The sequence below is a fragment of the Pseudomonas sp. genome, from assembly GCF_030150285.1.
Classification (GTDB): domain Bacteria; phylum Pseudomonadota; class Gammaproteobacteria; order Pseudomonadales; family Pseudomonadaceae; genus Aquipseudomonas.
The window spans coordinates 1-15135 of sequence record NZ_JASLGE010000015.1; the positions used below are offsets into that span (position 1 = coordinate 1).

Annotated in this window: 10 protein-coding genes and 1 pseudogene; 6 read left to right on the forward strand and 5 right to left on the reverse strand. The window is 56.1% G+C overall.

Annotated features, from left to right (window positions below; all coding sequences use genetic code 11):
* From sucC to brnQ, 3 genes and pseudogenes are all read left to right on the forward strand, one after another.
* A pseudogene (sucC, locus tag Q1W15_RS02215) lies at positions 1-673 on the forward strand (succinate--CoA ligase subunit beta); the annotation flags it as partial.
* A complete protein-coding gene (gene sucD, locus Q1W15_RS02220) occupies positions 673-1554 on the forward strand; it encodes a succinate--CoA ligase subunit alpha (RefSeq protein WP_055104070.1) in 882 nt (293 codons plus the stop codon). The pseudogene sucC and the gene sucD, both read left to right, overlap by 1 nt.
* A 423-nt stretch (positions 1555-1977) precedes the next feature.
* Positions 1978-3291: a branched-chain amino acid transport system II carrier protein gene (gene brnQ / locus Q1W15_RS02225; RefSeq protein ID WP_300719957.1), complete on the forward strand. Its 1314-nt coding sequence runs from the start codon at positions 1978-1980 to the stop codon at positions 3289-3291.
* 94 nt (positions 3292-3385) lie between these two features.
* Here the strand turns inward: brnQ and Q1W15_RS02230 are convergent, their stop codons facing one another.
* Positions 3386-3646, reverse strand: a complete 261-nt coding sequence (locus Q1W15_RS02230; RefSeq protein WP_300719958.1) for a hypothetical protein — start codon at positions 3644-3646, stop codon at positions 3386-3388.
* Positions 3647-3878: 232 nt separating this feature from the next.
* Between Q1W15_RS02230 and htpG the strand changes: the two genes are divergently transcribed.
* Positions 3879-5783, forward strand: coding sequence for a molecular chaperone HtpG (gene htpG, locus Q1W15_RS02235; RefSeq protein ID WP_300719959.1), 1905 nt, complete (start codon positions 3879-3881; stop codon positions 5781-5783).
* Between the two features lie 59 nt (positions 5784-5842).
* Entirely contained in the window at positions 5843-6571 is a 729-nt protein-coding gene (locus Q1W15_RS02240; protein WP_300719960.1) for a dienelactone hydrolase family protein, read from the forward strand.
* Positions 6572-6624: 53 nt separating this feature from the next.
* Here Q1W15_RS02240 and yegQ read toward each other — a convergent pair whose 3' ends face one another.
* Positions 6625-7959, reverse strand: a complete 1335-nt coding sequence (gene yegQ / locus Q1W15_RS02245; protein WP_300719961.1) for a tRNA 5-hydroxyuridine modification protein YegQ — start codon at positions 7957-7959, stop codon at positions 6625-6627.
* 320 nt (positions 7960-8279) lie between these two features.
* Between yegQ and Q1W15_RS02250 the strand changes: the two genes are divergently transcribed.
* Complete coding sequence (locus Q1W15_RS02250) at positions 8280-9029, forward strand: FadR/GntR family transcriptional regulator (RefSeq protein ID WP_300719962.1); 750 nt, start codon at positions 8280-8282, stop codon at positions 9027-9029.
* Between the two features lie 15 nt (positions 9030-9044).
* Here the strand turns inward: Q1W15_RS02250 and Q1W15_RS02255 are convergent, their stop codons facing one another.
* The 3 genes from Q1W15_RS02255 to nuoM form a co-directional block, all read right to left on the reverse strand.
* Entirely contained in the window at positions 9045-11150 is a 2106-nt protein-coding gene (locus Q1W15_RS02255) for a TonB-dependent receptor (protein ID WP_300719963.1), read from the reverse strand.
* Positions 11151-12052: 902 nt separating this feature from the next.
* Entirely contained in the window at positions 12053-13522 is a 1470-nt protein-coding gene (nuoN, locus tag Q1W15_RS02260) for an NADH-quinone oxidoreductase subunit NuoN (protein ID WP_300719964.1), read from the reverse strand.
* Positions 13523-13529: 7 nt separating this feature from the next.
* Positions 13530-15062 (reverse strand): NADH-quinone oxidoreductase subunit M, encoded by a 1533-nt coding sequence (gene nuoM, locus Q1W15_RS02265; protein WP_300719965.1) that lies wholly within the window; start codon positions 15060-15062, stop codon positions 13530-13532.
* Positions 15063-15135 lie beyond the last annotated feature (73 nt).

A 15135-nucleotide genomic window follows, 5' to 3' on the forward strand; every position in this document is an offset into this window, starting at 1 on the left:
CCAGCTGGGTCTGGAAGGCAAGCAAGTTGCTCAGTTCGCCAAGATCTTCGTAGGTCTGGCCAAACTGTTCAAGGATCACGATCTGGCCCTGCTGGAAGTGAACCCGCTGGTTATCAAGACTGACGGCGACCTGCACTGCCTCGATGCAAAAATCAACATCGACGCAAACGCCATGTACCGTCAGCCCAAGCTGAAAACTTTCCACGATCCGTCGCAAGACGATCCGCGCGAAGCGCACGCTGCCCAGTTCGAACTGAACTACGTAGCGCTGGAAGGCAACATCGGCTGCATGGTAAACGGTGCCGGTCTGGCCATGGGTACCATGGACATCGTTAACCTGCACGGCGGCAAGCCAGCCAACTTCCTCGACGTAGGTGGCGGCGCAACTAAAGAACGCGTAACTGAAGCGTTCAAAATCATTCTGTCCGACAGCAATGTCGCGGCAGTACTGGTTAACATTTTCGGCGGCATCGTTCGTTGCGACATGATTGCTGAAGGCATCATCGGCGCAGTGAAAGAAGTCGGCGTGAAAATCCCGGTGGTTGTGCGCCTTGAAGGCAACAACGCTGAACTGGGCGCTAAAGTACTGGCAGACAGCGGCCTGAACATCATCGCTGCTACCAGCTTGACCGACGCTGCTCAACAAGTTGTTAAAGCTGCGGAGGGCAAGTAATGAGCGTCCTGATCAATAAAGACACCAAAGTTATCTGCCAGGGCATCACTGGTTCGCAAGGTAGCTTCCACACCCAGCAAGCCATCGAATACGGCACCAAGATGGTTGGCGGCGTAACCCCTGGCAAAGGCGGCACCGAGCACTTGGGTCTGCCCGTGTTCAACACCGTGAAAGACGCTGTAGCAGCCACTGGCGCAACTGCCAGCGTGATCTACGTTCCGGCTCCTTTCTGCAAGGACTCCATCCTGGAGGCAGCATTCGGCGGCATCAAGCTGATCGTTTGCATTACTGAAGGCATTCCTACCCTGGACATGCTGGATGCTAAAGTTAAGTGCGACGAACTGGGTGTTACCCTGATCGGCCCTAACTGCCCAGGCGTGATCACCCCGGGCGAGTGCAAGATCGGCATCATGCCGGGTCACATTCACTTGCCAGGCAAAGTAGGCATCGTGTCGCGTTCCGGCACCCTGACTTACGAAGCTGTGAAGCAAACCACTGATGCCGGTTTTGGTCAGTCGACGTGCGTTGGTATCGGTGGTGACCCGATCCCTGGCTCGAACTTCATCGACATCCTGAAGCTGTTCCAGGAAGACCCGAAGACCGAAGCAATCGTGATGATCGGTGAGATCGGCGGTTCGGCAGAAGAAGAAGCGGCTGCCTACATCAAGGCAAACGTGACCAAGCCAGTTGTTTCCTACATCGCTGGTGTGACTGCCCCTGCTGGCAAGCGCATGGGCCATGCTGGCGCAATCATCTCTGGCGGCAAGGGCACTGCAGACGAGAAGTTTGCTGCTCTGGAAGACGCAGGTGTTAAAACCGTGCGTTCGCTGGCAGATATCGGCAAGGCTCTCTCCGAGCTGACTGGCTGGGCTGTCAAATAAGCTACGCGCTTAGCTGACTGCTACACCAGGCAAAGGCCACCTTAGGGTGGCCTTTGTGCGTTTTGGGCAACCCGAATATCTGTAGGAGCGAGCTTGCTCGCGATCTTTTGATCTTTTAAAAGATCGCGATCAAGCTCGCTCCTACAGTGATACGGGAATACTCATGTAGGAAAATCACACTGATTCATTTTTCGATGTCAACAAAGCGACAACTGCATGCGTTCATCGGACAGTCCGCTCTGTAACAGTGCGTCACAGAAAAAAAATCGGTAGTCTTGCCGCCAAATCTGCGTTTCTGCGTTGGAGTCCCACAAGGAAGCCGCGCGCTAGACGGGTTGGACTCATACAGACCAACAGCATTTCCCACATCCGCACGGGAAATTTCCCTTCTAAAATCCGATTCAGTAGTGTGGTAATTCTGTAATGAAAGTATTGAAAGGCCAGGACATCCTGGCACTTGGTTTTATGACGTTTGCTCTGTTCGTTGGTGCCGGCAACATCATTTTTCCGCCAATCGTTGGTTTGCAGGCTGGACCGAATGTTTGGGTCGCCGCACTGGGCTTCTTGATTACTGCCGTAGGCCTGCCGGTCATCACTGTTGTCGCACTGGCCAAAGTGGGCGGTGGTATGGATGCGCTTAGCAGCCCTATCGGCAAAATAGCGGGCGGCTTGCTTGCAGCGGTTGCTTACCTGGCGGTGGGGCCATTGTTCGCTACCCCACGTACAGCCACCGTATCGTTCGAAGTAGGTTTGGCACCGCTGACCGGTGAAAGTCCGCTGGCGCTCTTTCTGTACAGCTCAGTGTACTTCCTGATCGTGTTTTTCGTGTCGTTGTACCCAGGCCGCTTGCTGGACACTGTTGGCCGGTTTTTAGCGCCGTTGAAAATTATCGCTTTGGCCATTTTGGGCATTGCCGCATTTGCCTTGCCTGCCGGTGATATTGGTGTCGCTACCCCCGAGTATGTGTCGTCACCGTTCTCTCAGGGTTTTATCAATGGTTACTTGACGATGGATACCCTGGGCGCGCTGGTGTTCGGTATCGTCATCGTTAACGCGATCCGCTCCCGTGGTGTGGAGTCGCCGAAACTGATTACCCGCTATGCCATTATTGCGGGGTTGATAGCCGGTGTGGGCCTGGCGCTGGTTTACGTCAGCCTGTTCCGTCTGGGCTCAGGTAGCCATGAAGTGGCGGCGGGCGCGACCAATGGTGCCGCGGTACTTCACGCTTATGTACAGCATACCTTTGGCTCGCTCGGAAGTGGCTTTCTCGCCGTGCTGATCGCCTTGGCTTGTCTGGTGACGGCCGTCGGCCTGACCTGCGCATGTGCCGAGTATTTCAGCAAGGTGTTACCACTGTCCTACAGGGCGCTGGTGGTCATTCTTGCCGTGTTCTCGTTGGTTGTGTCCAACCTCGGCTTGACCAAGCTGATCGCCTTCTCAATTCCGCTGCTGACGGCCATCTACCCGCCGTGCATCGTGTTGGTCGCGTTGAGCTTCTGCAAAGGCCTGTGGCATGCCCAGACGCGCATCGTTGGCCCGGTCATGCTGGTATCGCTGATTTTCGGTACGATTGATGCACTTAAGGGAGCTGGTCTGGCGGACTGGATTCCCGCTCAATTGGCGAACATGCCGTTTAGCGACCAGGGCTTGGCGTGGTTGGTGCCTTGCCTCGTGACCCTGTTGGGTGCTGTGATTTGCGACCGTTTGCTGGGTAAGCGCCAAGAAGCACTTGCTTGAGTGTTCAACTCGCCAAAAGCGTAGGTTGAAGCCATTAAAAAGCCCTGTATCGATGAGATACAGGGCTTTTTTTGTACGCGCTGCCAATACCGGATTATTTGCTTTCCGGTGTTGGCTCAGGAGCTGTTTCAGCCGCTTCTTTTGCGGCGGCAGCGTCAGATTCAGCCTGGGCTTTTGCCGCTTCTGTGTTCTCTTTGGCGGCTTCGTTTACTTTGTCTTGTGCTTCAGACATTTTTTCCTGGGCCTGCTCGGAGTGCTGAGCAGCGTCTTGGGCCTTTTCTTCGGATTTTTTGTCGCAGGCAGCGAGGCCAAGCGAGGCAGTCAACATCAAGGCAACAGCAATAGTATTTCGCATGAAAGTGTTTCTCCTTATGAGTGTCTCTACGGGGCGTTTGAGCGCAGGCCGCTCGCTTAAGTTCCATGTCCTGACATATATAAGTACCTCCGGCACATGACTTCAGCCTGTTAAAAAAGACGGGTGAATTCATCAGGCCTTGAAATCCTGGCCTTAGCCCCCAACTTTCATGACATCTCGCCGCCAACCCTCTCGGGCGTGGTTTATGCCATCCAATCGGAGTTTGATAACAATGAGCGTGGAAACTCAAAAAGAAACCCTGGGCTTCCAGACCGAGGTCAAGCAACTGCTGCACCTCATGATCCATTCGCTGTACTCCAACAAGGAAATCTTCCTTCGCGAACTGATCTCGAACGCCTCTGACGCTGTCGACAAATTACGTTTTGAAGCACTGTCCAAGCCTGAACTGCTGGAAGGCGGTGCCGAGCTTAAAATCCGTGTGAGCTTCGACAAGGCGGCTAACACCGTCACCCTTGAAGACAACGGCATCGGCATGAGCCGTGATGACGTGATTACCCACTTGGGGACGATCGCGAAATCGGGCACCGCTGATTTCATGAAAAACCTGTCGGGCGATCAGAAAAAAGATTCACACCTGATCGGTCAATTTGGCGTGGGTTTCTACTCGGCCTTTATCGTTGCCGACAAAGTGGACGTTTACAGTCGTCGTGCCGGTACGCCTGCAAGCGAAGGTGTGCACTGGTCTTCCAAAGGCGAAGGCGAGTTTGAAGTTGAAAACGTCGAGAAAGCGGAGCGCGGCACCAAGATTGTGTTGCACTTGAAAGCTGGCGACGATGAGTTTGCGGATGGTTGGCGTCTGCGCAATATCATTAAAAAGTACTCTGACCACATCGCCTTGCCGATTGAGCTGCCTAAAGAGCAGGCCGCAGCCGAAGGTGAAGAAGCACCGGCACTGGAATGGGAAACCGTTAACCGCGCCAGCGCTCTGTGGACCCGTCCTCGCACTGAAGTGAGCGACGAGGAATACCAAGAGTTCTATAAGCACATCGCTCATGACTACGAAAATCCATTGGCCTGGAGCCACAACAAGGTTGAAGGCAAGCTGGAATACAGCTCACTGCTTTATGTACCGGCTCGTGCCCCGTTTGATCTGTACCAGCGTGAAGCGCCTAAAGGCCTGAAACTGTACGTGCAGCGTGTATTCGTGATGGATCAGGCTGAGTCGTTCCTGCCGTTGTACCTGCGTTTTATCAAGGGTGTAATCGACTCCAATGACCTATCGCTGAACGTATCGCGGGAAATCCTGCAGAAAGATCCGATCATCGACTCCATGAAGTCGGCTCTGACCAAGCGTGTGTTGGACATGCTAGAGAAACTGGCGAAGAACGAGCCTGAGAAATATCAGGGGTTCTGGAAGAACTTTGGCCAGGTGATGAAAGAAGGGCCTGCTGAAGATTTTGCCAACAAGGAAAAAATCGCTGGCCTGCTGCGTTTTGCGTCAACCAACGGCGACGATGGCGAGCAAAATGTTTCGCTGACTGAGTATCTGGCCCGCGCCAAGGAAGGTCAGGACAAGATCTACTATCTCACTGGCGAAACCTATGCGCAGGTTAAAAACAGCCCGCACCTGGAAGTCTTCCGCAAGAAAGGCATCGAAGTGCTGCTGCTGACTGACCGCATCGATGAGTGGCTGATGAGCTACCTCAGCGAGTTCGATGGCAAAACTTTTGTTGATGTGGCGCGTGGTGATCTCGACCTGGGCAACCTTGATTCGGAAGAAGACAAGAAGGCTGCTGAAGAAGTCGCCAAGGCCAAAGAAGGTCTGGTTGAACGTATCAAGTCTGCGCTGGGTGAAAGCGTCAGCGAAGTACGTGTCTCGCACCGTCTGACCGACTCGCCAGCCATTCTGGCGATTGGTGAACAAGATCTGGGCCTGCAAATGCGCCAGATTCTGGAAGCCAGCGGTCAAAAAGTGCCGGACTCCAAGCCAATCTTCGAATTCAACCCGGCTCACCCGCTGATCGAAAAACTGGATGCGGAGCAAAGCGAAGAGCGTTTTGACGACCTGTCGCACATCCTCTTTGATCAGGCTGCGCTGGCAGCCGGTGACAGCTTGAAAGACCCAGCGGCCTATGTCCGTCGTCTAAACAAATTGTTAGTAGAGTTGTCGGTCTAACCGCGCTATAAAAACCCGCTTCGGCGGGTTTTTTTTCGTTTCGAATTCAGGAGTTTTACATGGAACCCATCACCGTCATGTCTGTGGTCTATCGCATCGATGACCAGCCTTTTGAAGCTCGCTTGGCCTTTGACCCCAGCCGTGAAGATCCGCTCCCGGGCTTGCTGATGGCACCTAACTGGATGGGCATTGGTGCAGGTGCTGAAGAGATCGCCAAGTCAGTGGCTGAACAGGGCTATGTGGTCTTGATCGCTGACTTGTATGGGCAAGGCAGTCGTCCCACCAATGCCGACCAGGCGGGGGCGGCGATGATGCCCTTGAAAAATGACCGGGCCTTGTTGCGCAAGCGCATGTGGGCAGCTTATGACGTGCTGAAAAATCAGGAGCAGGCCAAGGTTGATCCCAATAAGCTGGCGACCTTCGGTTTTTGTTTCGGCGGGTGCTGTTCGCTGGAGTTGGCGCGCAGCGGTGCGCCATTGAAAGCGGCGGTGTCTTTCCACGGCACGCTCGATACACCTAACCCGGTTGATGCTCAGAGCATCAAGGGCTCGGTGCTGGTGCTACACGGCGCTTCCGATCCCTTGGTGGGCAAGGATCAGTTACCAGCGTTTGAAGACGAGATGAATGCGGCCGGTATCGATTGGCAACTGATCAGTTATGGCGGTGCAGTGCATTCTTTCACTGACCCGCATGCCAATGTGCCGGGCAAAATGATGTACGACGAAAAAACCGCTAACCGTGCGTTTACCGCCATGCACAACTTGCTGGATGAAGTGTTCAGAGACTGAGGGGCTGCAGCAGCCTTCACCCGCCCTCTCGGGAGAGGACGGGGGAGGGTGTTTTACCGCTCCAGCGTTTCACTCACCGTCAAGTCCCGCATTAGCAGGGCGTACCTCAGGTCTACTTGTTCGGGAATTGGCAGGTACACCGTATGGCCATCACCTGGCGCGACAAGCACGGGCAAGCCCGCACTGTTTAGCAACTGGTTCAGGTCAAAGTGATAATTGCCGTGAGGCGTCATCAGTTCAAGATGGTCGCCCACTGCAAAGCGATTTTTGACGGTGACTTCTGCCAGACCGTTGCGGCGTTCGCCCGTCAACTCCCCTACAAACTGTTGGCGATGGGACAGTGAGCTGCCATGTAGATAGTTTTGGTACTCATCGTGAACATGGCGACGTAAAAACCCTTCTGTATAACCTCGTTGTGCCAGCGACTCTAGATCCGTCATCAAGCTGCGGTCAAACTCACGGCCGGCCACAGCGTCATCAATAGCCTTGCGATACACCTGGGTGGTCCGGGCGCAATAGAAGTGAGATTTGGTACGGCCTTCGATTTTTAGCGAGTGAACCCCCATCTCAGCCAGGCGAGCCACGTGCTGCACGGCGCGCAGGTCTTTAGAGTTCATGATGTAGGTGCCGTGCTCATCTTCAAACGCAGACATGGGTTCATCCGGGCGTTGAGACTCGTGCAACACGAACACCTTTTCGGTTGGTGTACCCATGCCAAGCGTTGGCTCAACGACATTCACAATATTGCCCAGCTCATTCTCTGCAGCGGGCGTAGCCTCGTATTTCCAGCGGCAGGCGTTGGTGCAACTGCCTTGATTGGCATCGCGCTTGTTCATATACCCCGATAGCAGGCAGCGGCCGGAGTAGGCCATGCACAGAGCGCCATGCACGAAAATCTCCAGCTCCATGTCAGGTACGTGCTGGCGAATTTCTTCAATTTCTTCCAGAGACAGTTCGCGGGATAAAATGATGCGACTTAATCCCTGCGCCTTCCAGAATTCGACACTGGCCCAGTTCACCGTATTGGCTTGAACGGATAAATGAACGGGCATGTGTGGGAAGTGTTTGCGTACCAGCATGATCAGGCCCGGATCAGACATGATCAGCGCATCTGGTCCCATGGCGATCACGGGCTCCAAATCTTTGAGGAAGGTGCGCAGCTTGGCGTTATGCGGTGCAATGTTTACGACGACATAAAAACGCTTGCCTTGGGCCTGCGCTTCCGCTATGCCGGTAGCCAGGTTGTCATGGTCAAATTCGTTATTGCGTACCCGCAGGCTATAACGCGGCTGGCCCGCGTACACGGCGTCGGCACCATAGGCAAAGGCGTAACGCATGTTTTTCAGTGTGCCTGCAGGGGCTAGGAGTTCGGGTTTTGCAAGGGCCATGGCGAGATCGTTCAGAAAAGGGCGCGATGGTAGTGGAGCGTAAGCGTCCTGATGTTGACCTGGATCTATGCTTTGAGCTGTGGCGATTAATGCACAACCCTGAGCTTCAGCGAATGTGAATTTGTTATGTGTCGTCGTATGACCTTGTCAGTTTTTTGCGTCTTGCAAGAGGCGTGTCAACGCAGTGTCAGTCATAAATTCAAACTGTGAAATGTCGAGATGGGCCGGCATAGTAAGTCAACAGGTGATCGTACAACCGCCTTGAGCTATGATAAGAGGGATCATACCTCCCGATTTTTGACCTGAGAACAATGTCCACCATGGATAACCCAAACGACCTGCCTCGTCTTCCTCGCAAACGCCGCAGCCTCGCGCAGGAGTTGGTGACGGCGCTGTCTGAGCAGATCCGCGATGGTTTGCTCAAGCGCGGTGACAAGTTGCCCACCGAGTCCGCGATCATGGAAGCGCATGGTGTCAGCCGTACGGTAGTGCGTGAAGCGATTTCCCGATTGCAAGCGGCAGGCCAGGTTGAGACACGGCATGGCATCGGTACCTTCGTGCTGGATACGCCCAGCCCCAGCGGTTTTAGGGTTGATCCCGCCACCATTGTTACCCTGCGTGACGTGCTGGCCGTACTTGAACTGCGTATCAGCCTGGAAGTTGAATCAGCCGGGTTGGCGGCTCAACGCCGCAGTGCCGAGCAATTGAGCGCGATGCGCACGGCGCTCGATGCCCTACAGGAAAATACGGCCCGTGATGGCGATGCAGTGTCGTCTGATTTCCAGTTTCATTTACAGATTGCACTGTCTACCGGCAACCGCTACTTCACGGACATCATGAATCACCTGGGGACCAGTATTATCCCCCGTACACGGCTTAACTCGGCGCGCCTGGCCCATGATGACCAACAGCAGTACATGAGCCGGCTGAGTCGTGAGCACGAAGAAATTTATGCCGCCATCGCTCGCCAGGACCCTGAAGCAGCCCGTGCTGCCATGCGCCTGCATTTGACCAACAGCCGCGAGCGCTTGCGCCATGCCCATGAAGAGGCCGAAGGGCAACGAGGCTAGATCACTCTGCCGTCTTTATCGCAGGCTGTACGACACCCCTACGTAGGCTCCCCGGCCTTCGCCGGGGGTGGAGCGTGCCAAATCCTTGCCCAGGTCGTTATAGCCGGGTGTCACGGTGGCGGCGTAGCGCTCGCCGCCGAGGTTGCGCAGGTCCAACCAGGTTTGCCAGTCCTGTTTGGGTGAGGTGTAGCCAAGGGTTGCACCGAACAGTCGGTAGGAAGACGCGTAAAACGAGTTGGCATAATCCACCGCCATACGTGAGGCCACTTGGGTGTTCACCCCCGCGTAGAAACCTTGCGGGTGGTCATAGCGCACTTCTGCCTGGTAGTAGTGCTGCGGGATGCCTGGCAACTTGTTGTCACCGAAGCGCGGGTCATCACGGAAATGGAAGTCGCTGTAGGTGTAGGCTTGGCGCAGGGAGACCTTGCCCACTGCCGCATTTTCCCAAAGCACACTGTTCAGCCCGGCTTCAATACCCTGGTGCACAGTCGGGCTGGCGTTGGTTTCACCCACGATTGCGCCAGCGTTGCTGGTAGCGGCTTGCAGCTCGACCGTCAGCAACTCGTGGCGGATCGCTGAATAGTAAGCCGCCACGTCCCATTGCCCCACCCAGGCGTCGCCACGGCTGCCCACTTCGAGAGTCGTGGCGGTCTGATTGCTCATGGCGATTGGCAGGCTTTGCCGGTCGTAAGCCGCACTGCCGGTCTCGGTGAAGCGGTAGGGTGAACTCCAGATCAATGACCATGGGTGGGGCGGTTCAACCGAGCGACTCAGGTTGGTGTACACCTGCAGGTGCGGGTTGAACTCGTAACGCAGGCCCACGCGGGGTGCGTAATCCCAATCGTGCTGGCTGACTTTGCCGCCGTTGTCCGGGTAACTGACGTCGCTCTCGCGGCGGGTATAGATCATCGCCATGCCAGTGGTCAGCCACAAGTCGGGCGTCAGTTCCAGATCATTACCGACGTGCAGCACTGTATCCGAACCCTGATAGCTGAAGTCGCGGGCCTTTGTGCCGACCGGGTAGAGGGTCGGAAAACGGACGTACTCGGAGGCACCGCTATTAGGCAGGTGCTTAGTACTGCGCAGGCCCACCGTCGTTTTGCTTTGAAGGCCGAACAGCGTATCGCGGCGCTTGTAATTCAATGTGCCACTTGCATCGGTGTAGGCCACTTTGAGCCGATACGCGCCCTCGCGCAGGTCCATGGGGTAGTCGTGATAGACCAGCCCGACCTCCAGTTGTGAGTCGTCGTCCAGGTACATCGTGGTTTTGTTACCCAGCCACGTACTGCCGGGTTGCGGCCGCGTGTAGTCGCGGCTCACATAGGCCGGGTTAGCCGCGCGTGGGTGGTGCTTGATCTGATCTTTGGTCACCCGGCCGGCGAGTTCGTTATCAGTCTCGCGATACCGCAGGTAAAAGCGCGTTTCCAACTGCGGGCTAAAGCGATAGCCCACGTTGGCGGCAATGCCCTTGCTGCTGCCACGGGTGTGATCCTGATAGCCGTGGGTGTTGGCGTCGGTGAGAGCCACGTAGTAATCGAGATCCCCGAGAACCTGCCCGGAACTGATCTGACGTTTCTGATAGCCATAGCTACCGGTTTCGTACCGCACCTGCAGAGGGGCAGCGTCGTAGCCGGTGTGAGTCACATAGTTGATTGACCCGCCCAGCGCCAGGGCCCCTGTATCAAAGCCATTGGCACCGCGTAATACGTCGGCCCGGCTTAGCCACAGAGGTTCGAACAGTTCATAAGGCGTCCCCCCCGGCCCGGTGAGCGGCAAACCGTCAAACATGACATACAGGCCCGAACCGTGCGCACCGGGTGCCCGGTTAATACCGGAGCCGCGCACCGAGACTTTGGTGCCATCGTTGCCGGATGATTGCGCATACACGCCAGGCTGGTAAGCCAGTACATCGCTGTTACTGGACACGCGACCGTTTTCGACGCGATTTAGATCGATCAAGTTACTGGCACCGGGCACTTCTTCCAGTGCTGCTTTGGCTGCATCCAACTCGGAGTTTTCTTGCGTGCTGACCTGTATATCGTCCAGTTCCAGAACCCCGGCATGGGCGGGTGCCGCGCAGAATAGCGCTACAGGGAATAGGGATGTCAGGGCAGGGCGCATGGTCAGAGGCTTCCAGATCGATGGGCGGGCGGCGCGCCAGCCTATACAAGCCGGGAATCCCTCGCAACTGCGAAGCGAGTTCACGCAGAGACGATGAAATATCCCACGGCAAAGCCAAAGCCAGAGATTATCCAGCCCTGATGGGTCGATGTTCATGCTTACGAAGGTGACTATCGGCAGATAGACAGATTGAGCGATGAGTTGCGCCAAGACATCATTGACTATTGCATGTACCGATAGGGCATTGAAACCGAAGTGAAACACAGGCCGATATTGTGATGTGCGCACAATTGTAGGAGGGGCCGCCCGGTCTTCGACGCCGCACTGTCGTTCAGCAATCCTATCCGCTGCGCAAAGCCTGCGTTCGGCCTGCGTGGTTTAAGGGGGCCCTTTTAGATCAAAAGCATGTCGGCGATCTGCCCCATCCGTAGGAGCGAGCTTGCTCGCGATCTTTTGATCTTTAAAAGCTTTATAACGCCACGCTGTCGTTCAGCAATCTGATCCATTGCTGCGGTCACGGCCACATAAGGTTGCGGCCTTACGCCGTGTTACTTTGATGGGGCTGTACAGACCGGACACATGGTTGACACATGTGCGGCCGCGATCGGCCATCCTTGGCCGTGTCGCGGCTAACCCGGCGTCCTGCCGGGTTACCCACTGCGCAAAACCTGCGTTCGGCCAGCGTGGTTTAAGGGGGCCCTTTTAGATCAAACGCCAGATCAAAAGCCAGATCAAAAGATCACGAGCAAGCTCGTTCCTACAAACGCTGCCATCCGTAGGCGCAGCCGGTCGACGCTCGATTGCTCGCGATCTTTTCATAACACGGCGAAAAGCGCGCAGGCCAAAAGAAAACCCCGTAAAGGCCAAGGCCTTTACGGGGTTTTTTGTGCAACCGTTACGCTTTAGCCCATCAGGCCCAGCGTTGCGTGTTGCACCAGTTCCAGCATCGGTTGCGGGTAAACACCCAGCACGAAGACCAGGATCGATACAGCCAGCAGCATCACGCCGCCTGCTTTCTGTTCCCAGTTCAGCGGAGCGTCGTGGCGATGCAGTTTCGGCTCTACCAGGTACAGGGTCACCATCACACGCAGGTAGTAGAACACGCCAATGGCGCTACCCAGGATCAGCGACGCTACCAGCCACCATTGGTGGGCTTCTACGCCGGTCGCAATGATGTAGAACTTGCCGATAAAGCCGGCTGTCAGCGGGATACCTGCCAGCGACAGCATCATCACGGTCAGTACAGCGGTGAGGTACGGACGACGCCAGAACAGGCCCCGGTATTCGTACAGTGCATCAGCATCACGCCCCTTGTACGGCGAGGACATCAGGGTAATCACACCAAACGCACCCAGGCTGGTGAGCACGTAGGTGATCAAGTAGACACCGATGGCTTCCATCGCCAGGCCCTTGCTGGCCACCAACGCGATGACCAGGTAACCGAAGTGAGCAATCGAGGAGTAACCCAGCAGACGCTTGAGGTTGTTTTGCGTCAAGGCCAGCAAGTTACCGAACAGGATCGAAGCAATCGCGATCACGGTCAGTACGTCGCTCATCACGCCGGTGGTCGCTGCAGGCGAGATCTGGAACAGGCGAACCATCACTGCAAATACAGCCACTTTCGAGGCTGTAGCGAGGAAGGCCGCCACCGGCGCCGGAGCACCTTCGTACACGTCTGGGGTCCAGAGGTGGAAAGGCACGAGGGACAGCTTGAACGCCAGACCGATCAGCATCATGCCAAGGCCCAACTGAGCAATGGCGCTAGGAGCACCAGTAGACGCCAGTGCCTGCCCGATACCGCTGAAGCTCAGGCTGCCGGCTTCGGCGTACAGCAGCGCCATACCAAACAACAGGAACGCAGAACCGGCCGCCGACAGCACCATGTACTTGATACCGGCTTCCAGGGAGCGTTTGTTGAAGAAGGCATAGGCCACCAGACCGTAAACCGGCACTGAGAGCAGCTCCAGGCCGATAAACAAACCAGCCAGGTGCTGTGCGCTGACCAGCACGATACCGCCGGTCGCAGCCAGCAGAATCAGCAAGTACAGCTCTTCGCGGTTGCCCGGATAACCCGTGCCGCCTTCACCCAGGTACGCATGGGCCAAGGTAACGCAGGCCAGCGTGGACACCAGAATCAGCCCGATGTACAGAAAAGCAAAGTTGTCCATCATCAACAGCGGGGTGACAGCCAGCGGGGCCACTTTCAACGCCGGGAAAATCGACAGTAACGCCAGGTTAAGACCCGCCACTGAAAGCAGGAAGGTCTGTGAGTGGTTGCGGCGCCACGCGATTGCCAGCATCACCACCACAACGGTGAGGCTGGTAATCAGCAGTGGAGCAAGCGCGATAAAGTGTTGGATCGTAAATTCCATAGCGCTCTTACCGGGCCGAAGCGAGTTGAGTGAAGGCGGTGCCGAGCCATTGCTGCACGCCATTCATGGTCGCAGCAGAGGTGTCGAGGAACGGTTGCGGGTACACACCGATGAAAATCAGCAGAACCGCCAGACCGAGCACCATGATCAGTTCACGTGCATCCATGCCGGCCAGTACCGCGTCAGACTTGGACGGGCCGAAGTAGGCGCGGTGAATCATGATCAGCGAGTAGACCGAACCAAACACCAGACCGGTTGTTGCAATCGCCGTGACCCAAGGGAAACTGGCGAACGAGCCCATCAGAATCAGGAACTCACCGACGAAGTTGCCGGTACCCGGTAAGCCCAGCGACGCCGCAGCGAAGAACAGGCTAATGGCCGGCAGGTAAGCAATTTTCGACCACAAGCCGCCCATTTCACGCATGTCACGGGTGTGCAGGCGTTCGTACAGTTGGCCGCTGAGGATAAATAGCGCAGCGGCTGAAACACCGTGCGCCAGCATCTGGATCACCGCACCTTGCAAGGCCAGCAAACTACCGGAGTAGATACCGATGAGGACGAAGCCCATGTGCGAAACGCTGGAGAAGGCGATCAGACGCTTGATATCGGTTTGGGCGAAGGCCAGGAAAGCACCGTAGAAAATCCCGATCAGACCCAGGGTCATGGCAATCGGCGCAAATTCGGCCGAAGCATTCGGGAACAGCGGCAAGGCGAAACGCAGCAGACCATAAGCAGCGGTCTTGAGCAGGATACCGGCCAGGTCAACCGAACCTGCAGTAGGTGCCTGAGCGTGAGCATCAGGCAGCCAGGAGTGGAACGGTACCACCGGCAGCTTCACGGCAAAGGCAATGAAGAAGCCCAGCATCAGGATGTACTCGGTGGTGAGCGACATCTTGGTCTTTAGCAACTCGGCGTAGTTGAACGTCAACACACCGGTGTCGTTGTAGTTGACCAACACCAGACCCAGGATCGCCACCAGCATGATCAGGCCGGAAGCCTGAGTGAAGATGAAGAACTTGGTCGCGGCGTAAATACGGGTTTTCTTGCCGTCCGACGAGCTATGACCCCAGAGCGCGATGAGGAAATACATCGGCACCAGCATCATTTCCCAGAAGAAGAAGAACATGAACAGGTCGATGGCCAGGAACACGCCCACAACACCGCCCAGGATCCACATCAGGTTCAAGTGGAAGAAGCCCACGTGACGCTGAATTTCTTTCCAGGAACACAAGACCGACAGCACACCCAGCAAGCCGGTGAGCAGGATCATCAGCAGCGACAGGCCGTCTAGCGCCAAGTGCACGCTGATGCCAAAGCGCTCGATCCAGACGTGCTTGAACTCAAGCGCCCACGTCGGATCGGCACCCGGGTTCGGGGCCAGTTGGTAGTCCCCGTTACCCCACAGCCAAAGGCCGAGGGCAAGTTCAAGGGACATGGTCAGCAACGCAATCCAGCGTGGCAGGGTAGGGCCGAAGCGCTCACCCAGCCAGCACAGCAGGCCGCCGATAAAGGGGATCAGGATTAGCCAAGGCAGAATCATGACGGGCTCAATTCCTTTCGCAATGTCGAAGGTTCATATCAGACCGCTACCAGTACGATGGCGCCCATGACCA

Bases quoted from the DNA above. Each gene is read 5' to 3' on its own strand.
- sucD (WP_055104070.1), top strand. From the start codon at position 673: ATGAGCGTCCTGATCAATAAAGACACCAAAGTTATCTGCCAGGGCATC.
- Q1W15_RS02250 (WP_300719962.1), top strand. From the start codon at position 8,280: ATGGATAACCCAAACGACCTGCCTCGTCTTCCTCGCAAACGCCGCAGC.
- Q1W15_RS02240 (WP_300719960.1), top strand. From the start codon at position 5,843: ATGGAACCCATCACCGTCATGTCTGTGGTCTATCGCATCGATGACCAG.
- Q1W15_RS02255 (WP_300719963.1), bottom strand. From the start codon at position 11,150: ATGCGCCCTGCCCTGACATCCCTATTCCCTGTAGCGCTATTCTGCGCG.
- yegQ (WP_300719961.1), bottom strand. From the start codon at position 7,959: ATGGCCCTTGCAAAACCCGAACTCCTAGCCCCTGCAGGCACACTGAAA.
- brnQ (WP_300719957.1), top strand. From the start codon at position 1,978: ATGAAAGTATTGAAAGGCCAGGACATCCTGGCACTTGGTTTTATGACG.
- nuoM (WP_300719965.1), bottom strand. From the start codon at position 15,062: ATGATTCTGCCTTGGCTAATCCTGATCCCCTTTATCGGCGGCCTGCTG.
- nuoN (WP_300719964.1), bottom strand. From the start codon at position 13,522: ATGGAATTTACGATCCAACACTTTATCGCGCTTGCTCCACTGCTGATT.
- htpG (WP_300719959.1), top strand. From the start codon at position 3,879: ATGAGCGTGGAAACTCAAAAAGAAACCCTGGGCTTCCAGACCGAGGTC.
- Q1W15_RS02230 (WP_300719958.1), bottom strand. From the start codon at position 3,646: ATGCGAAATACTATTGCTGTTGCCTTGATGTTGACTGCCTCGCTTGGC.